The 24,088-nt window shown below is 53.0% G+C and carries 20 protein-coding genes; 9 read left to right on the top strand and 11 right to left on the bottom strand.

Annotation, left to right across the window (positions count from 1 at the left end; genetic code table 11):
* Nucleotides 1–67 precede the first annotated feature (67 nt).
* The 7 genes from ET810_RS03415 to ET810_RS03385 form a co-directional block, all read right to left on the bottom strand.
* Nucleotides 68–559 carry a metal-sulfur cluster assembly factor gene (locus tag ET810_RS03415; protein ID WP_087454007.1) on the bottom strand — a complete coding sequence of 164 codons (492 nt, stop codon included), beginning with the start codon at nucleotides 557–559 and terminating at the stop codon, nucleotides 68–70.
* Complete coding sequence (sufU, locus tag ET810_RS03410; RefSeq protein WP_087454008.1) at nucleotides 556–1,005, bottom strand: Fe-S cluster assembly sulfur transfer protein SufU; 450 nt, start codon at nucleotides 1,003–1,005, stop codon at nucleotides 556–558. The genes ET810_RS03415 and sufU overlap by 4 nt, the downstream gene beginning before the upstream one ends.
* Nucleotides 1,002–2,291, bottom strand: coding sequence for a cysteine desulfurase (locus ET810_RS03405; protein WP_087454009.1), 1,290 nt, complete (start codon nucleotides 2,289–2,291; stop codon nucleotides 1,002–1,004). The genes sufU and ET810_RS03405 overlap by 4 nt, the downstream gene beginning before the upstream one ends.
* Nucleotides 2,288–3,046, bottom strand: coding sequence for a Fe-S cluster assembly ATPase SufC (sufC, locus tag ET810_RS03400; RefSeq protein WP_087454010.1), 759 nt, complete (start codon nucleotides 3,044–3,046; stop codon nucleotides 2,288–2,290). Before sufC ends, ET810_RS03405 begins: the two co-directional genes overlap by 4 nt.
* Nucleotides 3,047–3,160: 114 nt before the next feature.
* Nucleotides 3,161–4,342 (bottom strand): Fe-S cluster assembly protein SufD, encoded by a 1,182-nt coding sequence (gene sufD / locus ET810_RS03395; protein WP_087454011.1) that lies wholly within the window; start codon nucleotides 4,340–4,342, stop codon nucleotides 3,161–3,163.
* A 5-nt stretch (nucleotides 4,343–4,347) separates the two neighbouring features.
* A complete protein-coding gene (gene sufB / locus ET810_RS03390) occupies nucleotides 4,348–5,802 on the bottom strand; it encodes a Fe-S cluster assembly protein SufB (protein WP_087454012.1) in 1,455 nt (484 codons plus the stop codon).
* Complete coding sequence (locus ET810_RS03385; protein ID WP_134315910.1) at nucleotides 5,799–6,572, bottom strand: helix-turn-helix transcriptional regulator; 774 nt, start codon at nucleotides 6,570–6,572, stop codon at nucleotides 5,799–5,801. The genes sufB and ET810_RS03385 overlap by 4 nt, the downstream gene beginning before the upstream one ends.
* Before the next feature lie 344 nt (nucleotides 6,573–6,916).
* Between ET810_RS03385 and mptB the strand changes: the two genes are divergently transcribed.
* The 4 genes from mptB to ET810_RS03365 all read left to right on the top strand — a co-directional run bounded on the left by mptB (nucleotide 6,917) and on the right by ET810_RS03365 (nucleotide 11,627).
* Nucleotides 6,917–8,755 carry a polyprenol phosphomannose-dependent alpha 1,6 mannosyltransferase MptB gene (gene mptB / locus ET810_RS03380; RefSeq protein WP_087454013.1) on the top strand — a complete coding sequence of 613 codons (1,839 nt, stop codon included), beginning with the start codon at nucleotides 6,917–6,919 and terminating at the stop codon, nucleotides 8,753–8,755.
* Between the two features lie 18 nt (nucleotides 8,756–8,773).
* Nucleotides 8,774–9,730, top strand: coding sequence for an ABC transporter ATP-binding protein (locus ET810_RS03375; RefSeq protein ID WP_087454014.1), 957 nt, complete (start codon nucleotides 8,774–8,776; stop codon nucleotides 9,728–9,730).
* Nucleotide 9,731: 1 nt separating this feature from the next.
* Nucleotides 9,732–10,532: an ABC transporter permease gene (locus ET810_RS03370; RefSeq protein WP_087454015.1), complete on the top strand. Its 801-nt coding sequence runs from the start codon at nucleotides 9,732–9,734 to the stop codon at nucleotides 10,530–10,532.
* 96 nt (nucleotides 10,533–10,628) lie between these two features.
* A complete protein-coding gene (locus ET810_RS03365) occupies nucleotides 10,629–11,627 on the top strand; it encodes a COX15/CtaA family protein (protein ID WP_087454016.1) in 999 nt (332 codons plus the stop codon).
* 147 nt (nucleotides 11,628–11,774) lie between these two features.
* Here the strand turns inward: ET810_RS03365 and ET810_RS03360 are convergent, their stop codons facing one another.
* Nucleotides 11,775–12,707 carry a heme o synthase gene (locus ET810_RS03360; RefSeq protein ID WP_087454017.1) on the bottom strand — a complete coding sequence of 311 codons (933 nt, stop codon included), beginning with the start codon at nucleotides 12,705–12,707 and terminating at the stop codon, nucleotides 11,775–11,777.
* 363 nt (nucleotides 12,708–13,070) lie between these two features.
* On the opposite strand from ET810_RS03360, the gene tkt reads away from it, so the two are divergent.
* The 5 genes from tkt (at nucleotide 13,071) to pgl (ending at nucleotide 19,890) form a co-directional block, all read left to right on the top strand.
* Nucleotides 13,071–15,164, top strand: coding sequence for a transketolase (gene tkt / locus ET810_RS03350; protein WP_087454018.1), 2,094 nt, complete (start codon nucleotides 13,071–13,073; stop codon nucleotides 15,162–15,164).
* Between the two features lie 117 nt (nucleotides 15,165–15,281).
* A complete protein-coding gene (gene tal / locus ET810_RS03345) occupies nucleotides 15,282–16,364 on the top strand; it encodes a transaldolase (protein ID WP_087454019.1) in 1,083 nt (360 codons plus the stop codon).
* A 204-nt stretch (nucleotides 16,365–16,568) separates the two neighbouring features.
* Complete coding sequence (gene zwf, locus ET810_RS03340; protein ID WP_225870104.1) at nucleotides 16,569–18,134, top strand: glucose-6-phosphate dehydrogenase; 1,566 nt, start codon at nucleotides 16,569–16,571, stop codon at nucleotides 18,132–18,134.
* A 65-nt stretch (nucleotides 18,135–18,199) separates the two neighbouring features.
* On the top strand, nucleotides 18,200–19,159 hold the full coding sequence (locus ET810_RS03335) for a glucose-6-phosphate dehydrogenase assembly protein OpcA (protein WP_087454020.1): 960 nt from the start codon (nucleotides 18,200–18,202) through the stop codon (nucleotides 19,157–19,159).
* 20 nt (nucleotides 19,160–19,179) lie between these two features.
* Nucleotides 19,180–19,890 carry a 6-phosphogluconolactonase gene (pgl, locus tag ET810_RS03330; RefSeq protein ID WP_087454021.1) on the top strand — a complete coding sequence of 237 codons (711 nt, stop codon included), beginning with the start codon at nucleotides 19,180–19,182 and terminating at the stop codon, nucleotides 19,888–19,890.
* A gap of 67 nt (nucleotides 19,891–19,957) precedes the next feature.
* Here pgl and secG read toward each other — a convergent pair whose 3' ends face one another.
* From secG to tpiA, 3 genes are all read right to left on the bottom strand, one after another.
* A complete protein-coding gene (gene secG / locus ET810_RS03325) occupies nucleotides 19,958–20,194 on the bottom strand; it encodes a preprotein translocase subunit SecG (protein ID WP_013241961.1) in 237 nt (78 codons plus the stop codon).
* A 108-nt stretch (nucleotides 20,195–20,302) separates the two neighbouring features.
* Nucleotides 20,303–23,122, bottom strand: coding sequence for a phosphoenolpyruvate carboxylase (gene ppc / locus ET810_RS03320; protein WP_087454022.1), 2,820 nt, complete (start codon nucleotides 23,120–23,122; stop codon nucleotides 20,303–20,305).
* A gap of 116 nt (nucleotides 23,123–23,238) precedes the next feature.
* Nucleotides 23,239–24,018, bottom strand: a complete 780-nt coding sequence (tpiA, locus tag ET810_RS03315; RefSeq protein ID WP_087454023.1) for a triose-phosphate isomerase — start codon at nucleotides 24,016–24,018, stop codon at nucleotides 23,239–23,241.
* Nucleotides 24,019–24,088: the final 70 nt, after the last annotated feature.

The raw sequence follows: 24,088 nt of genomic DNA, 5'->3' as shown, positions 1-24,088 counted from the left end.
AGGCTGCTCCCCCGCGCATCATGGAGCGCAGGGGAACATAGATGAGCTATCGCGTTAGGTTAAGAACCTAAACCGAGAAACCGAGCGCACGCAATTGGTCACGGCCATCTTCCGTAATCATATGCGGGCCCCATGGAGGCATCCATACCCAATGAATGCTCAGGGAGTCTGCGATCTTGTTTCCTACAACTGCAGATTGCGCCTGATCCTCTAGGACGTCGGTAAGCGGACACGCGGGTGAGGTAAGAGTCATGTTCACGTGTGCGTGAACGCCGTCTACCATCCATACGTCATATACCAAACCGAGATCGACAACGTTGATGCCTAGTTCGGGGTCAATGACATCGCGAAGATACTCTTCCACATCGCTAGCTTTAGCGATGTCGTTCTCTGATTGCTCCGGACGCAAAGCACCCGCTGCGAGATCCGACTGCTCCTCGGAAGTTGCCTCAGTGGCAGTGCCTTCAGATAGGTCTTCCGATTGGGACTCTACCGGGGTGTCCGCTTGGGCGTCTGTCGGGTCTTGCGTAGCTTTATTTTCTACGTGTTCTTCGTTCACTTCTTCTCCTCTAAAGCATCAGCCGTCGCAGCCTGGAATGCTTTCCACCCCAGAAGCGCGCATTTCACCCGCGCAGGATATTTGGACACTCCGGCAAAGGCAATGCCATCACCGATAAGGTCTTCATCTCCTTCTATCGTTCCGCGAGACGTAATCATCCGCTCAAATTCTTCGAGTTTATCCATGGCTTCTGCAACGCTTTTGCCAACGATTTCTTCAGCCATGGCGGACGTGGAAGCCTGGCTGATGGAACAACCTTCCGCGTCATAAGAAACGTCTGCAACGGTTAAGCCATCCTCTGAAAGATGCACTCGGAGTGTGATCTCATCACCACAGGAGGGGTTCACATGATGAACTTCAGACTCATAAGGCTCACGCAGACCGGCATGCATCGGATTTTTATAGTGATCAAGGATCACTTCTTGATACATGGATTCAAGGTTCATAGTGCTCCTCCTTCCGAGTCAGTGACTCCAAAGAATTTTTTAGCCGCTTCAATCGCCTCAACGAGTCGGTCAATCTCTTCTACCGTGTTGTAGAAGTAGAAAGACGCTCGCGCAGTCGATTGCGCATTAAGCGCGCGGTGCACCGGCCACGCGCAGTGATGTCCAACCCGAATGCACACGCCGTGATCATCAAGAACTTGGCCAAGGTCATGCGGGTGTATCCCCTCGACCTTAAAGCTCACAGCAGATCCACGACCTACGTTGGTTGTTGGACCGTAGATGCTGAGACCATCAATACTGCTCAGACGGTTGAGAGCGTAGTCCGTGAGCTTGTGCTCATGGCGAGCGATAGCGCTCATCCCTATCTCTTGCAGAAATTTTACGGCTTCTCCCAATCCCACCACTTGGCTGGTCATATGCGTACCGGCTTCAAATCGTTGGGGGATGTCTGCAAACGTCGTTTTTTCCATGGTTACCACGGAAATCATCGAGCCACCGGTAAGGAAAGGAGGAAGTTGCTCTAGCAGTTTTCGCTTTCCGTAGACCGCACCAACGCCACTCGGGCCGCACATTTTGTGACCCGAAAATGCTGCAAAATCAACATCCAGATCGTGGAAATTCACCGGCATATGCGGGACCGATTGGCATGCGTCGAGGACGACAAGCGCACCTACCTCGCGGGCACGACGCACCAACTCTGCGACCGGTGCTACTGCCCCGGTAACATTCGACTGATGCGTAAAAGCAACCACTTTTACCGTCTGATCAAGTTCTAGAGAGTCAAGATCGATACGCCCGTCTTCGGTCACCGAGTACCACTTCAGCGTGGCACCCGTGCGCGCACACAATTCTTGCCAAGGCACCAAGTTGGCGTGATGTTCCAACTCCGTCACTACTACGGTGTCGCCTTCAGTGACCTGAAGGTCACCGGCTCGGGGATCTCCCAACACGTATGCGACTAGATTAAGAGCTTCCGTGGCGTTTTTAGTAAACGCTATTTCGTCCCACTCCGCCCCAACAAACCCTGCGATCGCGGCACGAGCATCTTCGTAGGCGTCCGTGGCTTCCTCGGCAAGTTGGTAAGCACCCCGGTGCACGGGAGCATTAGTGTGCAAAACAAAACGCTCTTCTGCACGCCACACCCGTTCTGGGCGTTGCGACGTTGCACCGGAGTCCAAATAGACCAAGCTTTTACCGTCGCGCACAGACCGCGACAATATAGGAAACTCTTGACGCAGCCGCTGCGTATCGAGCTCTCCTGACTCAGTCAGATATGCACTGCTCATGAGAGAAAACGATCGTATCCGTTAGCCTCAAGCTCATCGGCCAATTCTGGGCCACCCGAGGTAATAATCTGGCCGTTTGCAAAGACATGCACAAAGTCAGGCTGCACATAGTTAAGGATTCGCTTATAGTGCGTAATCATCAGGATGCCTCCATTGGTTTTCTCCTGATACCGGTTAATCCCTTCAGAAACGATCCGAAGCGCATCTACGTCAAGTCCGGAGTCCGTCTCATCCATGACTGCAAACTTTGGGCGCAACAGGTCTAGTTGAAGGACCTCGTGTCGCTTCTTCTCGCCACCGGAGAATCCCTCATTCACAGAGCGCTCACTAAAAGCCTTGTCGATTTTCAGATCTGCTTGTGCCTGCTTTACCTCTTTAACCCACTCACGCAGCTTCGGAGCTTCCCCACGCACGGCGGTAGCCGCGGAGCGCAGGAAGTTAGCCATAGAAACTCCAGGAATTTCCGTGGGGTACTGCATAGCAAGGAAAAGCCCTGCGCGAGCGCGCTCATCAACGTCTAGGTCCAGGATGTTCTCGCCGTCGAGAAGCACTTCGCCTTCCGTGATCTCGTAGCGTGGGTGTCCGGCAAGGGTGTAAGCAAGGGTAGATTTACCGGAGCCGTTGGGGCCCATAATGGCATGGGTCTCGCCGGATTTGATGGTGAGGTTTACCCCCTTGAGGATTTCTTTGGGCTGTGCAGTCTCATCAGTAGGTAGTACTTGGGCATGAAAGTTCTTAATTTCCAAGGTGCTCATTGGGTTTGTTCTCTTTTCGCTTCGTGTTGTGGGCGCAATTTTTTAGCGTGCTGTGGGAAGATCCGGGCTAGGCTTATCGACGTTTATCCTGCGCCCTGGGGGTCACATTGAGCGTTAACGCTGCTGAAGGGTATTGAGTTCGGCGGTGATGCGTTCTTCTAGATCATTTCGGACCGACTCCACAGGAATTCTTCCAATGACTTCGGAGAAGAATCCGCGGACAATAAGCCGGCGAGCTTCATCTTCTGGGATTCCTCGGGAACGCAAATAAAATTCTTGTTCGTCATCAAACCGGCCAACGGTTGCGGCATGGCCGGCTCCCGCAATTTCCCCTGTTTCAATCTCCAGGTTAGGGATAGCGTCTGCACGAGCACCGTCAGTCAAAACGAGATTTCGGTTAGCTTCATAGGTATCTGTACCCTGCGCACCAGCGCGAATAAGAACGTCTCCTACCCATGTGGCATGAGCGTCAGGAAGCTTGGAGTTCTTGTCGCCTTGGATCGCTCCCTTGTATAAAACGTTAGAACGGCAGTTGGGAACGGCATGATCTACAAGCAAGCGCTGCTCAAAGTACTGCCCGTCATCGGCAAAGTACACGCCGAGCATCTCAGCATCCGCACCTGGTTCCGTAAAACGGACACGAGGAACGAGTCGCACAACTTCTCCACCGAAAACGGCAGCGTTATGACGGAAAACGGAGTCGCGTCCAAGCACAGCTTGATGTCCTGAAAGGTGAACAGCATCATCGTTCCAGGAAGCATCAACAATAACTGTCAATCGAGCACCGTCGCCCACAAGGAATTCAACGTTGTCCGCATGCGTACCGGATCCGGTATAGCGCAGGTCGATAAGAGCCTCAGCATTCGTTCCGACTTCTACCACCAGATGCCCAAAGGACGTGCTTCCGTCGCCTTTGCCTTCTACCTCAACGCGAATCGGCTCGTTTATCACAGCATTTGCGGTAATAGTCAAGAGATTAGCTTTGTCTGCCGATGTGAAAGCTTGGGCTCCAACACGATCAATGGGAGCCCCCGTGCGTCCAACCCTAGAGTCCGTCTTTTCCACCGACTCGTGGGTAACTCCCTGTGCTCCCGCAGGGATAGTGATGCTTACGTTGGGAGTGGTTGCTGGGGCAAAGGTGCCGTCGTGAAGCCCACGGAGGCGACGGAGCGAAATAAAACGCCATACCTCATCTTTGCCGCGTGGAACGTCAAAATCATTAACGTCAAAGGACGAGAATAAATCACCCTTATTGTTGTGGACAGTACCGCGAGACTGTTGTTGTACCTGAGACATCGGAGTTAACCCACCGATCCTTCCATCTGCAATTCGATCAGTCGGTTAAGCTCCAGCGCGTATTCCATAGGGAGCTCCTTAGCGATTGGCTCAACAAATCCACGGACAATCATCGCCATGGCCTCGTCCTCTGCGATGCCACGCGACTGTAGATAAAACAGCTGTTCCTCCGACACCTGAGACACGGTAGCCTCGTGGCCGAGAGAAACGTGGTCATTACGTATGTCGTTGTACGGATACGTATCAGACCTAGAGATGTTATCCACCAACAACGCATCGCACTCGACGTTGGACACGGAATGGTGTGCGTTTGCGGACACGCGCACCAGGCCTCGGTAAGCGGCCCGTCCGCCAGAACGAGCAACAGACTTGGAGACAATGTTAGAGGAGGTATAAGGAGCCATGTGCTGCATCTTCGCTCCGGTGTCCTGAATCTGCCCCTCACCAGCAAAAGCAGCTGAAAGAACCTCGCCCTTAGCGTGAGGGCCAACCATCCATACAGCTGGGTACTTCATGGTGATCTTGGAACCAATGTTTCCGTCAACCCATTCCATAGTCGCGCCTTCTTCGACTTTGGAACGCTGAGTAACCAAATTCAAAACGTTGTTGGACCAGTTCTGGATGGTGGTATAGCGGCAACGAGCATTCTTTTTAACGATGATCTCCACGACCGCTGAATGCAAAGAATCAGATTGGTAGATCGGTGCGGTACATCCCTCGACGTAGTGCACATACGCACCCTCATCAACGATGATCAAAGTGCGTTCAAACTGTCCCATGTTTTCCGTGTTAATACGGAAGTACGCCTGAAGTGGGATTTCTACGTGGACACCCTTGGGGACGTAAACAAAAGAGCCGCCAGACCATACTGCGGAGTTAAGCGCCGAGAATTTATTGTCGCCGGCAGGAACCACAGTCCCAAAATACTCGCGGAACAGTTCCGGATGCTCGCGCAAAGCAGTATCCGTGTCAAGGAAGATAACGCCTTGCTCTTCCAGATCCTCCCGGATCTGGTGATAGACAACCTCAGACTCGTACTGAGCTGCCACGCCGGCAATAAGGCGCTGCTTCTCTGCCTCTGGGATACCAAGCTTGTCGTAGGTATTTTTGATATCTTCTGGAAGGTCATCCCAGGTTGTCGCCTGTTTTTCCGTCGACCGCACATAGTACTTAAAGTCGTCGAAATTAATAAAGGAAAGGTCTGGTCCCCATGTTGGCATGGGCTTTTTCTCAAAGGTATTGAGCGCCTTTAAGCGTTGCTCTAGCATCCATTCCGGCTCGTTCTTTTGAGCAGAAATATAGCGAACAACATCCTCATCCAAACCACGTCGAGCATTCTGACCTGCTTCGTCAGAGTCATGCCAGCCGTAGTTGTACGGGCCCATGGACTCGATGATCTCGTCGTCAGTCGAAGGTGCAGTTACACCAAGGTTCGGTGCCTTCGGCGTCGCCTGAGTCATGAACCACTCCTTTCATTGGGAGTCTTAGTTGTGGGGGTCAGAATTGGAGTTATCGGAATGTTGGTCGTACATATTTCATGACCTTCAGCAATCGAAGCCAACGGCTGCACGTGATGCCCAAGCAACATCGCGATGGCCTCATGCTCGGCCTCGCAGAGCTCCGGGAACTCTGCGGCGACACCGGCGATGGGACAATGATGCTGGCATATTTGGACGCCATTCGCCGCGTTGGTCAATGTTGCGGCATATCCGCTCTCAGAAAACGCTTCCACCAAAGCAGATGCCGCCTTTTCCAAAGAGTTAGCGTCTTCCACCGTAGGGATTTCAATTCCTTCAACGATTGCCGCAACGCGCCTACGTGCAAACTCTTTCACCGCAGTTTCGCCACCTGTTTCTTTCAGTGTGGCTAATGCCTGGGCGGCCAAAGAATCATAATCATGCCCAAATTGTCCGCGTCCGGCTGCTGTGAGCCTGAAGCTTTTCGCGGGTCGGCCACGAGCTTTATCACCAGCCATTTTTCTAGGCCGAGATACTTCGGCAAGGCCTTCCTCAACCAAGATGTCGACGTGACGCCGAATGCCCGTTGCAGAAAGCCCGAGGGTTTCCCCTAGTTGAGTCGCGGTGACGGGACCAGACTTGAGCATAACCAGCATGATCTGCCGACGAGTCTCGCCGTCAGTACTTCGCGTTTCCGCAACAGGACGACTCGATTTTCGTGATGCCTTGCCACGAGAAGCCGACAAACCCCGCGTGGTTGGTGTGGTTCTCATAGTCTGTGTGTCACCTTCTTCCATTCCAAAAGTTTCGTTGGATAGATCGTCTCCTCGAGACGTTATCCGCGGACACCATTTAGCAACATTAATATGTCGGTATTCATTCCGGCAACACGGACACACCATAAAAAGTGCTGGTTAGCGCACCCTAACCAACCTTTGGCGCCTCTCACCATCATCTTTAGATTTATCGGTTAAAACTTTCTGCGAGGCCAGAAGAATAGCCATGTCCTAAAGGCAAACCCTGCCACAGCGCTTCATGCCATATCGTTGAGTAGATTCCTCGAACTCGCCCTTGATCGTCGACCCCTCACCGAGGGTCTACCGCTAGTATTTACGCTGTGAAGTTCAATCCCCATAAGCTTTGGCAGTCCCTGCGCGATGAGTTGCCGTCTTTAGGCTTACCCGGTTCGCGTTCTGCCGAACTTCACGTATCTACGCACGATGCATCGCCATATAGTGCAGATGTAAAAGATGGGTCACAAGTCCCCACTTTGGGTGAGCATCATCCTTATCAAGGCGGCTCCCCGCTTATCAATGCGGTTACCGGTGCCGACCTTCTGGACCCCGCAGCACCACCAAAGCACAAGCCAGAAAGTGCTCCCGCAGCTTTTCCGCGAGAACGCGCTGCTTCGGATTTAACTTTTGCAGAGTTACGTCGCTTCGCAATGTTCAGGTGGATGGGAACATTAGGGGCCCTCTTACTCGGTTTCGGAGCGCTCGGAGCTGGCGCACTTCCAGTGGTCAACAACCCGTATACCAGCTTTATCGGCGGGTCAATCATGGCCCGGATGCTCCAAAGCTCAATGATCGTGTGCTTCATCGGAGTGGCACTTCTAGTCATCTCTTGGCTGCTCATAGCTCCGTTTACAGGCGCCCTCCCCTCAAGATCACGCAAGTCGGGCAAAAACGATGGGCTTCGGATAGTGAGCATGTCTTTGCTCTGGCGAACCTTTGCAGCATGGAGCCTTCCGATACTGCTGAGCGCCCCTATGTTCACCCAAGACATTTATTCTTATTTGGCCAATGGCTCGATAGTCCGGATGGGCCTTGATCCCTATTCCGCAGGACCGATAGACCTTTTAGGCACCGATCATCCCTTGGCGCGCAGCGTCCCCTTTATCTGGGCTCACTCTCCTTCCCCCTATGGCCCTGTGGCCCTAGGCTTAGCATCCCTCATCAGCCACATCACCGGAGACAGCATCGCCTGGGGAGTATTTCTGCACCGAACTCTTTCTATCGCCGGCATCGCCCTTGCCGGTTGGGCTATCTCTCGACTAGCAATCCGCTGCAAATTGGCACCCCAAGCGGCTTTATGGCTGGGAATACTGAACCCTTTGACTATCTTGCATCTGGTCGGCGGCATTCATAATGAAGCCATCCTCTTAGGGCTTCTTCTTGCCGGTTTTGAGCTTGGACTGCGCGGCTGCAACTACCTACGGATGGGAATATTCGGACATGCAGCGCTCTATCTTGGAGCTTCCGGTTTGCTGATTTCATGCGCCGGCATGGTGAAGGTAACCGGTTTTATTGGTCTTGGTTTCACAGGCATGGCTATCGCACGCTCTTTCCGGTTCCGTGAACGCAGCCATACTTTTTCCCTGTTATGCGCCGTGGGCATTCAAATTGCCGCATTAGTGGTTTCTATAGCGGCTGTGACTCTTATTTCAGGCATAGGGCTTGGCTGGATCCACGCACAGGGCGGCGCGGTAGTAATTCGTAGTTGGATGTCTTTGTCTACCGCCGTCGGCGTTGCTGCTGGCTGGTTTGGCATGCTGCTTGGGCTTGGTGATCAAACGGAAGCCATGCTGCAGATAACTCGCGGCTGCGGAGTTTTACTAGCGGGCATCTTCATGCTCAGAATGCTGCTTGCAACATATTGGGGTCGCATACCCGCGATCGGCGGTCTTGGGGTTGCAACTTTTGTTTTGGTTGTCTTCTTTCCTGTGGTTCACCCTTGGTACATGCTATGGGCGATTCTTCCGCTATCAGCATGGGCAAACAGAGCTTTCTTCCGCATGGGAGTCACGTTATATTCAGCACTGCTTTCCTTCTTTGTCCTGCCCCGAGGGCTTTCCCTGCCCCCTTCTACCGTACTTTCGATTTACTTTGCGTCAGCCCTTGGTTTGACCGTTCTTTTATTCCTCCTATGGTGGTCGTTTAAACGCGCTCGGCGTTGATGTTTTACACTTTCTAGTGTGACTACGTTCAACTCGACTTCTTCCGAGCCAACTGCGTCTTCTTCTCCTGTTCTTGAGTTAACTCAAGTGGTCAAGCGTTTTGGCACGAAGGAAGCCGTTGCAGGTTTAAGCCTTCGGGCTTACCCAGGCCAGGTGCTAGCTTTCCTAGGCCCCAATGGTGCGGGTAAAACAACCACCATTGAGATGTGCGAGGGGTTTCAAAAACCAACTTCAGGTAGCATCTGCGTGCTTGGCATCGATCCAGCACAACACCCCGATGCGGTGCGTCAGAAAGTCGGAATAATGCTGCAAGGAGGGGGCTCCTATTCGGGTATCCGCGTGCAGGAGATGCTTAACCTCACTGCGTCCTACAGCAAAGACCCGCTCGACACAGACTGGCTGCTTCATGTACTAGGCCTGGACTCACACCGCACTACAACGTATCGACGCCTCTCTGGCGGGCAAAAGCAGCGGTTATCCCTAGCACTTGCCTTAGTCGGCAGGCCACAGCTCGTTTTTCTGGACGAACCAACCGCAGGCATGGATGCCCAATCCCGCCTTGTCGTATGGAAACTCATCCGCTCCCTAAAAACGGACGGTGTCACAGTCATCCTCACCACGCACCTCATGGATGAGGCCCAAGCCCTGGCGGATCGAGTCGCGATTATAAATCAAGGGCAACTGGTCGCAGAAGGAACCACAGAGGAACTCCGCGCAAACGAGAAGAGCGGAACCTCCGCAGTCTTTTCCACTTCGACTCCGCTTCCTCTGAGCAGCAACTCCCTCAAAGACCTTGCGGTACAGGAAATTAAGCCGCTTCATTACGGCATCACTGGCGAACTATCCCCCGATACCCTCGCTAGGATCTCTGCAGCCGCAGCAAAAGAAAGCGTTCTTATCACGTCTTGGGAAACCAGGACGAAAAGCCTTGAGGACATATTTTTAGACTTAACCGGCCGTGAGCTGAGGAGTTAACGTGACACCACATCCCCATCAAGAAAGCACACTTTCGGCTGATTTTTTCCCTCCTGGAACATTCACTCCCAATCCACAACGGGCCAGCATTGCACGCATGGTATGGTCGCAGGGTTTTGTTGAGGCCAAATTATTCCTAAGGCACGGAGAACAACAGCTTCTCAGCTTTATTATTCCCCTCGGAATGCTCCTGGCACTGGCCTATCTACCGCTTCTCGACGATCCCAACCCCCTGACCAAGGGCTTTCCCATGATGCTTGCGCTCGCCTCCATGAGCTCAGGTTTTACCGGTCAAGCCATCTCCCTGGCATTTGATCGTCGTTACGGCGCTCTCCAGCGAACTGGTGCAAGCGGCGTTCCTGCATGGACGATCGTTTCAGGCAAAGTCCTGGGTGTTCTCTCGGTCAGTTTTATTCAGATAATGGTTCTCGGGGCAGTAGCACTTGCTTTAGGGTGGACGACCACGGCAGCGGGTGCGGCCACAGGCCTCCTGGTCTTTTTTATAGGAGTAGCAGCCTTTACCTCCCTCGGTTTGCTGATGGGTGGCACCCTGTCTTCCGAGCTGGTTCTGGGCCTGGCTAACTTAATTTGGGTTGTGCTCGTCGGAGTGGCCTCTTATATCTTGTTTCGAGGCTCTGCGGAACCAACGATGTGGCTAAAGCTAATCCCGTCTGTAGCCTTGTCTGACGGACTCTATTCGGGTTTTCGTGGTTCCTTCCCCACCGCCGATGTGATCATTTTGCTGGGTTGGTTATCGCTCGGTTCTGTGATGGCCAACCGCTGGTTTAAATTTGCTGGCTAATTATTTCTCCATAAAACTACTGAGGTGGCGCATCACACGCTGAAGTTATCCCGATAAAATCGCCTAATCTCTGCGTACTCGGTAGACTTTGACGCCGTGACTACCGTTGACAAACCAGCCAATGCGGGATGGTTCCGTACTCTCGCCCCAAAGATTTCTACGCAGCGTGCGCTAGCTATGGCGCTCCTTGTAGCTCAAGGATCGATCACAGTAACAGGTTCGATTGTCCGAGTTACCGGCTCAGGATTAGGTTGCAATACGTGGCCTAATTGCCACCCCGGCTCGCTTGTCCCGGTTAAAGGCGCTGCCCCGTGGTTGCATCAGGCAATCGAATTCGGCAACAGGCTTCTGACATTTGTTCTTGTTGCCATTGCCGTTTCCCTTTTTGTCTCGATAGTTTCTGCGCAGCGACGAAAAGAGATCATTAACCATGGTTTAGCTCAGGGCATCGGAATTATCGTGCAGGCCGTCATTGGCGGCATCTCCGTCCACCTGGATCTTAAATGGTGGGCAGTTGCGATCCACTTCCTGCCGTCGGTCCTTCTGGTATGGCTCGCGGCTATTTTGTATGTCCGCATCTCCGAGCCTGACGACGGCACCCCTGAGCGCACTTACTCAAGTTCGCTTCGTGGGCTTGCGGCCTTGGGCGCAGCGCTGCTGACCCTTGTTCTTGTAACAGGAACGATGACCACAGGCGCAGGCGTGCATTCTGGCGATAGCAATGTGGGCATGGAAGGCCGACTTAACGTGGATATCGACTGGATTGCACACGTCCACGCCTGGACTATGTATGTTTACCTAGCAGCTACGGTGTTACTCGCTGCGGGACTTGTTCTTCAGCTAGCACCACAGCGTTCTCAAAAGCTCAGCTGGATGCTCATTCTGATGATTCTTATCCAAGCTGCCATAGGGGTAATCCAATACCGACTCGGTGTGCCTCGTTGGTCGGTTCCGGTTCACATTGGCATGTGCTCTGTAGTAGTTGCTTATAGCTCTTTGCTTTGGGCATCGGGTATCCAACGCGTCAACGGTGGAGACTACGTCACAGGTTCGCCGACCGGAGACCAGAAACGGACTCTGCTTAATAAGATGTAGCAAGCCTTCTGTGCATAAGAAAGGCGGGGTGTTGCAAAACCACTGTAGTGGTCTGCAACACCCCGCCTTGTGTATGAGCTTTCAACATCAGGTAGTCTCACCGCGTTATCGCATTATTTCCGCGGTAGAGGATGCAAGAGGTCTTTCTTAGAAGAAGGTTGTTACCCAACCCAGCATCTGTCCAACAGTTTCTAGTCCTAAAACCGCATCGAGTGACAAGCCTACAAAGAGTATCGACAGATAGTTGTTGGAAAGAATAAACAGCTTGAGCGGTTTGACCTCGCCGCCGGCTTTAATGCCTTGGTGCAATCGGATCGCCATAATGAGGAACCAGATTCCGGAGATCACAGCTATGCTCCCGTAAATCCAACCTGCTGCAGGAATGATGAGGAACGTTGTGATCACAGTGGCCCACGTGTACCACACGATTTGGCGCGTCACTTCTACAGGTTCTCTGACCACGGGAAGCATCGGGACTCCGGCTCGCGCATAGTCATCCTTGTATTTCATGGCCAGTGCCCATGTATGCGGAGGTGTCCAGAAGAAGATAATCAAGAACAAGACAATCGCTTGCCACCATTGCGCTGGGGTTCCCACCGGCGCATTATCTGTAATCACGGCCCAACCGACAACAACGGGCATACATCCAGCCGCCCCGCCCCACACAATATTCAGGTGGGTTTTACGCTTGAGATGCTTGGTGTAGACAAAAATGTAAAAGAAGATTGTCAACATGACAAACAAACCTGCAAGCAAAGAATCGCACAGCAACCAGAGCCACAGGAAGCTCGTCACCGTGAGAATCCACGCAAAGATGCTGGCATGTCGATTACTCACAGTGTGTTTAACCAACGGCCGTGCACGTGTGCGACCCATTTTCTGATCGATGTCCGAGTCGGCGACCATATTAAAGGTGTTAGCCGCCGCGGCTCCCATCCAACCGCCTAAAAGAGTAAGCAGAATCAGCCCAATGTTGCTGTGTCCACGGTCCGCTTGGAGCATGGCTGGAATGGTTGCAACCAATAGGAGCTCAATGACCCTTGGCTTTGTCAGCGCGATATAGGCCTTGATCTTCTCCAAGGGAGTCCTCCAACAGAAATATGCGTAAAACAGGATGTGCCCATCACCGGCTGGTTCTCATACAGCAAGCGTGTAGCCCCACAAGTCTAACGTCCATTCGTTTTTTCCCCACATCGACACCCCATAGGTGGAGATGATGGCCCCGTAGCTATGTGAATTGTGGGGGTTGGAGGGGACGTCGAAAAGCTATCCTCTGATGACATCTATTTCGCTGCTTCTGCCAAATAACTCACACTCATTGCCCTCCTGGATAATTATCGCTATTAAGGTAGGAAGAGGTAACAAAAGTTAAGGGCGCTTTGGCCCCTTGCACTTGCTTATGCTTCAGCAACAAAGACCTACGCGATTTTAAGGACGGACTACGTGACTTTGTCTCCAGAGCTCAAGGCTTTGACAACCCCCCACTACCCTGACGGCTGGTCTGAGGTAGATACTTTGGCAGTCGATACCGCACGTGTGCTCGCGGCAGACGCCGTCCAAAAGTGTGGATCGGGCCATCCCGGAACCGCTATGAGCTTGGCTCCTCTGGCCTACACCCTCTACCAGCGCATCATGCACCATGATCCCGCTGATACCGAATGGACTGGCCGAGATCGCTTTGTTTTGTCCTGCGGACACAGCTCGCTTACTCAGTACATTCAGCTATACTTAGGTGGTTTTGGCCTAGAGCTAGATGATCTGAAAGCCCTACGCACGTGGGGTGCACTTACTCCTGGACACCCGGAATACCGCCATACAAAGGGCGTAGAAATTACCACGGGTCCGCTAGGACAGGGCTTGGCGTCTGCTGTTGGCATGGCCATGGCTTCTCGACGCGAGCGTGGGCTTTTTGATCCGCAAGCAGAGGCCAGAACCTCGCCTTTCGATCATTATGTATACGTTATTGCTTCTGACGGCGACCTGCAGGAAGGCGTGACTGCAGAAGCCAGCTCACTAGCCGGAACTCAGCAACTGGGCAACCTCATTGTTTTCTGGGATGACAACCACATCTCCATTGAGGAAGACACGGAAATCGCTTTCAACGAAAACGTTGTGGAACGCTACCGTGCATACAACTGGCAGGTCATTGAAATCGAGGGCGGCGAGGATATCGCGTCCATCGAAAAAGCTGTAGCGGAAGCCAAAGCCGACACCACGCGCCCCACGTTCATCCGGCTTCGCACTGTGATCGGTTATCCTGCTCCGACAAAGATGAACAGTGGAGCTGTTCACGGTGCGGCTTTAGGAGAGGAAGAAGTTGCCGCAACAAAGGAAGTTTTGGGCTTCGACCCTGAGAAATCTTTCGACGTAGCCGAGAGCGTCATAGAGCACACGCGTAAACTTTCTGCTCGCAGCGCAGATATTCGCGCAGCTTGGCAGGAGAAATTCGACGCGTGGGCCGCTGCGAACCCAGAAAACAAGGCCTTGTTTGACCGTCTTTCTCGTCGGGAACTCCCTGAGGGTTTCGACGCCGAACTGCCCACTTGGGAACCAGACAACAAGGGCGTAGCCACCCGTAAGGCTTCCGAGGCTACGCTTCAGGCTCTAGGCAAGACCATGCCCGAACTATGGGGTGGCTCCGCGGATCTCGCAGGCTCCAATAACACGGTGATCAAAGGCGAGCCATCTTTCGGCCCTACTTCTATCACTACTGATACGTGGTCGACCGATCCTTATGGCCGTAACCTGCACTTCGGAATTCGGGAACACGCCATGGGTGCGATCGTCAACGGAATCTCGCTCCATGGGCCCACACGCCCCTATGCCGGAACCTTCTTAATCTTCTCCGATTACATGCGTCCGGCAGTTCGCCTCGCGGCTCTCATGGGCACTGACGCTTACTACGTATGGACCCACGATTCCATCGGTTTGGGAGAAGACGGACCTACGCATCAGCCTATCGAGCAGATGGCTGCGCTCCGAGCAATTCCTGGCGTATCCATGCTGCGTCCCGCCGATGCTAATGAGACAGCAGCGGCATGGCGCGCGGCTCTGATGTATAAGGAAGGCCCCAAAGGCCTCGCACTAACCCGCCAAAATGTTCCGGTTTTGGAAGGCACCAAGCAGAAGGCACGCGAGGGAGTACAGCGAGGCGCTTATGTCCTCGTGGAGGCATCCAAGGCTACTCCTGACGTCATCGTGATGGCCAGCGGCTCTGAGGTTCAGCTAGCAGTTGAAGCTGCTCAACGCCTAGAAGCAGAAGGAATTGCCACTCGTGTAGTCTCCGTTCCTTGCCTTGACTGGTTCGAGGAACAAGACCGCGACTATCAAGAATCCATTTTGCCGTCTGAGGTTACTGCTCGTGTCTCTGTCGAGGCTGGTCTCGCATTGCCCTGGTACAGGCACCTCGGCACTCGCGGACGCGCAGTTTCTCTTGAGCACTTCGGCGCATCCGCACCTTATGAAAAGCTCTTTGAGGAATTTGGTATCACCACTGATGCCGTCGTCGCAGCAGCACACGATTCTCTGAACGCCTAAAGTTAAAGTCATCACAACCTAACTAGATCCCATGTAAGCCGCATACAACCTCATAGATGTATGCGGCTTACGCACTCGTTTCAGCTCCCCACTTTCACAAAGAAACTGTTACCCCACATGAATGCAATCGACGTACTTGCACAAGCAGGAACTTCTACCTGGCTAGATGATCTCTCACGTGAACGTATTACCTCTGGAAATCTCTCCGAACTCATCACCACTAAGTCCATCGTTGGAGTAACAACCAATCCAGCGATCTTCGCTGCGGCGATGAGTAAAGGCACCGCTTATGACGCACAGATTGCGGATCTCAAGGCTCGCGCTGTTGGCGTCGACGAGGCTGTCTACGCGATGAGCATCCAAGATGTACAGCAAGCATGCGATATTTTTGCTGATATCTACGAGTCTTCCCACGGCGCTGACGGAAGGGTAAGCATCGAAGTAGACCCCCGTATCTCCGAAGATCGCGAAGCCACCCTCGCTCAAGCACGTGAGCTGTGGAAGCAGGTAGGCCGCCCCAACGTCATGATCAAAATTCCAGCAACTGCCGGTTCCCTACCCGCGATAGCCGGCGCACTCGCAGAAGGCATCAGCGTTAACGTCACCCTTATTTTCTCCGTGGCCCGCTACCGCGAGGTTATCGCCGCATACGTTGAAGGCATCAACCGCGCAGCAGACAATGGCCTGGACGTGTCCACCATCCACTCTGTGGCCTCTTTCTTTGTGTCGCGGTTGGACTCGGAAGTAGACAAACGACTAGAAGCCATCGGAACGGATGAGGCTCTAGCTTTGCGCGGCAAAGCTGGCGTAGCCAACGCACGTCGTGCCTACGCAGTTTTCAAAGAGCTTTTTTCCGCTGCGCAGCTCCCTGACAATGCGAATATTCAGCGTCCACTCTGGGCATCCACTGGTGTTAAGAACCCCGACTACTCCCCTACGCTGTATGTCACAGAACTCGCGGGGCCGGATACCGTCAACACTATGCCAGAAGCAACCATCGACGCGGTACTAGAGGCCAACGATGGTGCAGGTGACACGTTGACTGATACCGCTGCGGAAGCTGAAGAGACGTTCTCTGCTATTTCTCAAGCCGGCGTCGATTTCGAGGATGTTTTTGCAGTTCTTGAGCAAGAAGGCGTCGACAAGTTCGTGGCAGCGTGGGATGAATTGCTCGATTCTATGAAAGCTCGCTTGAGCTAAGCGCCATCATTATTAAAAGCGTGGGATACGGGTTGTCCAAGGACACAGAGGAATAATTTTCCGTATCCCACGTTATAAATTCCACACCACTAAAGCTTTGTTGTGGCTGCCTACGCCACGGACTATAGGGCAATGATTACTTTGTAGGTAGAATCTAGGGACGTGATTGAACCTGTGACTTCAGAAGACACTACTGGCTTCGGTATATCCGAACACCAAGACCAAACCGAGGCCCCTATATCGGTGAATCCTTGGGTTAACCCGCTTCGTGATTCTGAGGACAAACGTCTTCCACGGATTGCCGGACCAAGCGGCATGGTTATTTTCGGAGTAACCGGAGACTTGGCGCGGAAAAAACTCCTTCCCGCGATTTATGATCTTGCCAACCGTGGCCTGCTACCTGCAGGTTTTGCACTAGTGGGCTATGGTCGCCGAGAGTGGTCCAAACAAGATTTTGAGGACTACGTACACGAGGCAGTCAAGGCCGGTGCGCGTACGGAGTTTCGTGAAAACGTCTGGTCCAGGTTGGCCGAGGGAATCCATTTTGCTCGCGGAAACTTTGACGACGATCAATCCTTTGATGATCTTGCCGCACTCTTGAGCCGTTTGGATAAGGAACAAGGAACCGCAGGAAACTGGGCATACTATCTCTCTGTACCACCAGATTATTTCTCCGATGTCTGTCACCAGCTGCAGCGCTCCGGCATGGCTCAAGCTGAGGGTAATTCATGGCGCCGAGTGATCGTAGAGAAACCATTCGGCCACGATCAAGAGTCCGCACGTAAGCTCAACACCCTGATTAACTCAGTTTTCCCGGAAAAATCGGTCTTTCGTATCGATCACTATCTAGGAAAAGAGACCGTCCAGAATATTCTGGCGCTCCGCTTTGCAAACCAACTCTTTGACCCATTGTGGAACTCTCATTATGTAGACCATGTGCAGATTACGATGGCAGAAGATATCGGATTGGGTGGCCGTGCTGGCTATTACGACGGCATCGGAGCAGCTCGCGATGTTATTCAGAATCACCTGATCCAGCTTCTCGCCCTCGTGGCGATGGAAGAACCCATTGATTTCACGCCACAGCAGCTGCAGGCAGAAAAAATCAAGGTGTTACGAGCAACCCGTCCTGTCGGTCCTTTTGCCAAGACAACCGCTCGCGGCCAATATGCCAGCGGATGGCAGGGCTCGGAGCTAGTCAAGGGACTGCGCGAAGAAGACGATTTTGATCCACAATCGACCACAGAGACTTACGCAGCGTGCACTTTGGAAATCAATTCTCGCCGCTGGGCTGGGGTTCCGTTCTATCTGCGCACAGGTAAGCGCTTAGGCCGACGCGTCACTGAGATCGCTTTGGTCTTCAAAGATGCTCCCCACCAGCCTTTCAGCGAGGGCACGCGCCACTCCCAAGGACAAAACGTTGTGGTCATTCGCGTTCAACCTGATGAAGGCATGCTGATGCGATTTGGTTCTAAAGTTCCAGGCTCGACGATGGAAGTACGCGACGTGAATATGGATTTCTCCTATTCAGAAGCGTTTACCGAGGAGTCTCCCGAGGCCTACGAGCGTCTGATATTAGATGCGCTCCTTGATGAGGCCAGCCTTTTCCCCACAAATGAAGAGGTTGAGCTCAGCTGGAATATCTTGGACCCCATCCTTAATTTTTGGGCAGAGCGCGGACAGCCAGAGGAATATGCGGCAGGAACGTGGGGCCCGGCTTCAGCAGACCGCATGCTAGAGCGGGTAGATCGCGCATGGCGTCGACCTTAACCAGTGTCAGTTGTATTCCGTTTTCCCCCTGTGTACGCATTTCCTTTTAGAAAAGAGACGCTGAAGTGATCTTTGAACTTCCCGATACCGATACGCGCGAGATCTCCAAGGCTCTCGTCCGCCTCCGCGATAAAGGTGGGCAAGTCACTACTAGCAGAGTACTGACCCTTATTGTGGTGGCCAAAGAGTCGGATGACATTACGGCAATCACAAATGCCACCCACGATTCCTCCCGAGAGCACCCTTCTCGTGTCATCGTATTAATCACCGGCTCAGTAGAAGGCGACTCGCAGGTCGACGCAGAGGTCCGCATTGGCGGCGATGCTGGAGCCTCGGAGATAATCTTGATCCGACTTCGTGGGCGTGTGGCCAAACACCTTGTGCACGTGGTTACTCCCCTGTTGCTTCCGGATACTCCAATCGTCGCATGGTGGCCTACCTCAGCCCCGATAAACCCCAGCGAGGATCCGATCGGAAAGATTGCGCAACGCCGGATCACCGATGCTCATTATGACCCGCCGGTTGACGCCCTCTACAACCGACGCAACCACTATGCTCCAGGAGACTCGGATGTGTCCTGGGCCCGTTTGACCCCGTGGCGCGGAGTCCTGGCATCAACGCTGGAACAGCCGCCTCATGAGCCGATCCAGAGTGTCCGACTGTATGGAGAATCTGATTGTCCTAGCGTCGATCTCGCCGCAGGTTGGCTTTCTGAGCGCCTTGGTGTCTCGGTTCAGCGGTTCAATACAGAGGGAGAATCTGTTCCCTTTGATGCTGATGGCTTCTCAGAGATTCCGATTCGTAGGATCGAACTTGAACGCCCATCTGGCACTGTGATCGTGGAGGCTCTTGAAGACGAGCAAACGCTGTCCGTCACAGTCCCAGGACGTGAGGCAGCCCTTGTTGCTATCAATCGTCGCAGCCAAGCAGATTGCCTGGCAGAAGAGCTAAGGCACCTCGACCCCGACGCAGCATACGCACGAGCGCTTCGTGGTCTCAGCAGAATCAGCTACCCTACCATCTAACCTCAAAAAAAGGGGACCTCATGGTTACTGTTTGCCCAGTATCTGATCTTGACGCAATCGCCGAAACAGCCGCTGAAAAGATCATTGACTTATGTCAATCTGCTGCCGAAACTGGCGGCGTAACCGGCGACGGCACGGTACGCATAGTCCTTACTGGCGGCGGCGCAGGTATCCGGACGCTAGAAAAGCTTGTCGACGCCCCCATCACCTGGTCACGAGTTCATGTCTTTTTTGGGGATGAGCGCAATGTTCCGGTCACGGACCCTGAGTCCAACGAGGGCCAAGCGCGGCAAGCGCTACTAGATCGTATAGATATTCCCGAAGACAACATCCATGGGTATCGTTTAGGAGAACTTTCACTCTCCGATGCCGCAGAAGAATACGCACAGGTACTCCACAGCTATGCCCCTCAGGGGTTTGATCTCCACCTGCTCGGGATGGGAGGCGAAGGTCATATCAACTCGATATTTCCTTACGCTGAGGCTGCTGCTGAAGAAACTCGCTTGGTCATTCCGGTAACGGACTCTCCTAAGCCTCCAGCGGAAAGGGCAACCCTTACGTTTCCAGCGATCGCCCGCGCTCAGCGTGTGTGGTTACTTGTTGCGGGGGCTGAAAAGGCAGAGGCCGCCCATCATGTAGCCGTTGGATCGAATCCTCTTGATTGGCCGGCTGCAGGCGCACGTGGTGCCCAAGAAACCCTGCTCATTGTCGCTCAGGATGCGGCTCCTTAAGCCTCCTTGAGCAGACAAAAAGCGTCGGTAATCACTTACCGACGCTTTTCTTCGTGCTATCTCACTATTAGCGAGCGTAAGCCTGAATCAGGTTTAGTCCTACGATGCAGGCAATCCAGATGATGCCCATGAAAATAGTGACCCGGTCAAGGTTCTTTTCCACCACAGTGGAACCAGATAGGTTGGACTGAACGCCACCGCCGAAGAGGCTCGAAAGTCCGCCGCCCTTGCCCTTATGTAGCAGCACGAACACGGTCATCAGCACGCAAGAGATGACCAAAATGATCTGAAGTGCAAGTGCCATGGATTTCCTTAATTGTTAACAAAAGTACTTTTATCAGAACTAGAGTTCCTTTTCTCGAGGCAACTATACACCACCTAAGTTCAGGAACTCACTTTCAATCGCTAAGAGCTAACCAGAATTTCTCAGCGCGGTAGCCAAGCCGTTCATGGCCAAACGAATACCATGCACCACCTTTGGGTCAGTATCGCCCTCGCGATACCTACGCAGCATTTCAAGTTGCAGTGTATTAAGTGGCAACAGATACGGATAGCGCGAGCGAACTGATCGTGCAAGCATCGGGTTGTCGTCGAGAAGCCCGGAGAAACCGGTGATCTTGAGGAACATCGTCTTAGTGAGATCGAATTCTGCAGAGATGTCAGCAAATATCCTGTTTGCAGCTTCCTGATCCGCTACTAATCCCGAATAGAGCTTGGCGAGTTGCATCTCAGCTTTGCTCATCACCTGCGCCATATTGGATAACACAGAAGAGAAGAACGGCCAGGAAGCATTAAGTTCCTGCAAGATAGCAAGGCGCTCATCTACTGAGAGTTCCGCTGTGCGCACGCAGCCTTTTTCTACCCACTCATGCAAAGCACTGCCTACTCCGTACCAGCCAGGAAGCATGACACGGGACTGTGACCAGCTAAGCACCCATGGGATTGCACGTAAATCGTCGATGCTTTTGGTCTGTTTTCGCGATGAAGGACGCGAGCCGATGTTGAGGTCGCCTATCTCTTCCAAAGGAGTCGAGGATGTGAAGTACTCAATAAATCCAGGGTCTTCATGAGCAAGCCTCGAATACTTTTGCTGGCTCAAGCGCGAGATTTCGCCCATAATCTCATACGCCCCGGGATATTGCTCTTCTACCTGATCGATTGTGAGCAGCGATGCTTCCAGCGTGGCTGAGGCCAAGGCTTCCAGGTTACGACGAGCTGCGCCCACCGAACCATATTTTGCCGAAATGATCTCGCCTTGCTCCGTAACGCGCACGCTGCCCTGCACCGCACCGTGCGGCTGAGCAAGGATTGCGTCATAAGAGGGCCCACCACCGCGGCCCACAGTTCCACCGCGGCCGTGGAAAAGCCTCAACGCTACGCCGTGCTGTTTACACATACTTACTAGGTCAGTTTCTGCAGCATATAGCGCCCAGTTTGCGGCGAGGTAGCCACCATCCTTATTGGAATCGGAATAGCCGAGCATGACCTCCTGGAGGTTGTCCCGTTGCTCCAAATAACTGCGATACAACGGTATCTGCCAGAGATCTTGAAGAATCTTTGCACCATTTTGCAAATCATCGATTGTTTCAAAAAGAGGTATGACATCAATGTGTCCGGTGAGTTGCCCTTCCTGAATGCGGATTAATCCGAATTCTTTCAGTAGGACCATCGGCTCGAGAATATCGCTCGCAGATTCCGCCATCGAAATAATGGAATGCGGGAGCATCATTGTGCCAAAGGCATCCACTGCACGCTTTGCCTCAGCAATAATGTCGAGCTCCCGCTGGGTTACCTCGCTATATGGCCCGCCATCGCGCGGTATGAGGGGTCGTGGTGATGATAGCTCAGCGGTCAAAACGCGGATCTTTTCGCTCTCATCCAATTCGCGATAGTGCTTGGTTACGTGGGCTCGTTCAAAGAGCTCGGTAAGCACGTCCTCATAGCTTTCAGAATTTTGGCGTAAATCCATCGAGTAGAGATGGAAACCAAAACTTGATACGGCTGTTCTGATACGCAGTAAGCGATCATCTGCGATGAGTTCATCGTGCGTTCTCCGCAGGGAAGCATCAATGACATTCAAATCTGCCGCAAGCTCATCTGGGTCAGAATAAGCAGCATGGCGGGTATACCACGAGCCTTCTACCGCTTCTGTGCCAATCCGAGAGGCTAGCGTCGCAAGTACCCTGCCACGCACACCGTGGACAGCGCGACGATAAGGCTCATCAACCCGCGATGGCACGTCGTTATGCCCTAAATCAGCAAGCTCGCGCAGAGCCGGGCTCACATCAGTCAACCTATCCGACAGTGATAACTCATGTTCAAGCTGATGCAGTTCGCGTACATAAAACTTTAATACGGTCTCGGCAGCGCGCGTCGTTGCATAGTGCAGAGTTTCCGCAGTGACATACGGGTTACCGTCATGATCGCCGCCGATCCAGCTTCCCGGTTTAATTAATAGGGAGCGCAGAGCGTCGTCGGAGCTAACGCCATATTCTCGCTGAATATGATCCGCCACTTGCTTATTGATCTCAGGAATCGCAGTAAGCAAGGAGAGCTTATAGTATCGCAGCCCAACCTCTACCTCGTCCTCGATCCTAGGGCGGGCAACTCTGATAAGCGCGGTCTGCCAGATGAGAGTCAGCCACCGGCGAATCCGACGAGTATTCTCTTCCAGCCGTGCAGCTGTCAGCGCATTTGGATCTGTGCTAAGGATCGCATGACGTTCTTTGAGCAAAGCCGTCATATGTTCTTGCGCATCAAAAATCGTACGTCTACGGGTTTCCGTAGGGTGAGCAGTAAGAACCGGAGCAACTTGAAAGTTCTTCAGCAAACCGGATACTTCTTCGCTTGTTACTCCAGCCTGAGCAAGCTTTTTCCAAGTCGCGCCCAAAGTGGAATCTGGATCCTGTTCACCAGCTTCTTGTCGCCGGAGTCTACCCAGTTCATCGTGCAGGTCCTCCACCATGTTTGCTAGCAGCGCAAAATGGCTAAACGCCCTAATGATCGGAATAGCGTCTGCTGCTGAAATGTCTTTGAGCAATGACACTAAGTCTTCAACTTGTGCGTCTTTGCGCGAGATTTTAAAAGCCAGCTGTCGCGCTGCCTCAACTCGATCAAAGGCGGCTGTCCCCTCTTGTTCCTTGATCACCTCCCCCAAAAGAGCGCCTAGAAAGCGTATATCCTCAACAAGCTGTTCGGATAGTGGACCTGCAGATGTAGCTTTTACAGGCATGAAGCTCAAGCTCCTCACGTTATACAGTGCAAAAGCACCGCCACTACATGATGACGGTGCTTTCTTTCATAAGGTGGGCCGCTAAAGGCTCACTACTTATTTTTCAAGGCCGCTTTTTAAAGACCGGTCGCTGCGTTGGCAGCAAGTTTGGCAAATGCCTCGCCATCAAGGGAAGCACCGCCGACAAGGCCGCCATCTACGTCGGGCTGTCCGACTATCTCTGCGACCGTTTCCTCTTTTACAGAACCGCCGTAAAGGATACGAATTCCTGCGGCGATTTCCTCATTGGCAAGTTCTTGAACCAAACCACGGATTGCTTTACACACCTCTTGAGCATCAGCGGCAGAAGCGACCTTGCCAGTACCGATTGCCCACACTGGCTCATACGCGATAACGGTCTTAGCAAGCTCCTCTTCAGTCAGGCCTGCAAGCGATTCACGGGTTTGTTCCACAACAAAATCTACGTGAGTGCCGGCTTCCCGGATCTCCAGAGGCTCACCGACACAAACGATCGGGCTTATGCCTTTGCCCAGCGCTGCCTTAGCCTTCGCAGCAACAAGCTTCGATGACTCGCCATGGTATTCACGACGTTCCGAGTGACCAACCACAACCCATGTGCAACCGAGCTTGGCAAGCATATCGGCAGAGATCTCGCCGGTATAAGCACCGGATTCGTGCTCTGATACGTCTTGAGCACCATAGGTGATCCGAAGCTTATCGCCATCAACCACAGTCTGGACAGAACGCAGATCTGTAAAAGGCACGGTGACTGCGACGTCGACTTTCTCGTAATACTCCTTAGGAAGCGCGAATGCTAGCTTCTGAACTGTTGCCACAGCTTTCATGTGGTCTAAATTCATCTTCCAGTTACCAGCGATGAGCGGCGTACGTTCCATTGGAAAGGTTCCCTTTCTATTACAAAATCAGTGTTGACCCGCTAGAAAACTAGTGGTGCAGGCTACGGGC

The sequence above is a fragment of the Corynebacterium silvaticum genome (assembly GCF_004382825.2).
GTDB lineage: Bacteria > Actinomycetota > Actinomycetes > Mycobacteriales > Mycobacteriaceae > Corynebacterium > Corynebacterium silvaticum.
This window is presented reverse-complemented; position numbering and strand designations above follow the sequence as displayed.

Coding starts and splice junctions, on each gene's coding strand:
- sufU (WP_087454008.1), bottom strand. CDS start 1,005: ATGAACCTTGAATCCATGTATCAAGAAGTGATCCTTGATCACTATAAA.
- ET810_RS03405 (WP_087454009.1), bottom strand. CDS start 2,291: ATGAGCAGTGCATATCTGACTGAGTCAGGAGAGCTCGATACGCAGCGG.
- sufC (WP_087454010.1), bottom strand. CDS start 3,046: ATGAGCACCTTGGAAATTAAGAACTTTCATGCCCAAGTACTACCTACT.
- sufD (WP_087454011.1), bottom strand. CDS start 4,342: ATGTCTCAGGTACAACAACAGTCTCGCGGTACTGTCCACAACAATAAG.
- sufB (WP_087454012.1), bottom strand. CDS start 5,802: ATGACTCAGGCGACGCCGAAGGCACCGAACCTTGGTGTAACTGCACCT.
- ET810_RS03385 (WP_134315910.1), bottom strand. CDS start 6,572: ATGAGAACCACACCAACCACGCGGGGTTTGTCGGCTTCTCGTGGCAAG.
- tal (WP_087454019.1), top strand. CDS start 15,282: ATGAATGCAATCGACGTACTTGCACAAGCAGGAACTTCTACCTGGCTA.
- pgl (WP_087454021.1), top strand. CDS start 19,180: ATGGTTACTGTTTGCCCAGTATCTGATCTTGACGCAATCGCCGAAACA.
- secG (WP_013241961.1), bottom strand. CDS start 20,194: ATGGCACTTGCACTTCAGATCATTTTGGTCATCTCTTGCGTGCTGATG.
- ppc (WP_087454022.1), bottom strand. CDS start 23,122: ATGCCTGTAAAAGCTACATCTGCAGGTCCACTATCCGAACAGCTTGTT.
- tpiA (WP_087454023.1), bottom strand. CDS start 24,018: ATGGAACGTACGCCGCTCATCGCTGGTAACTGGAAGATGAATTTAGAC.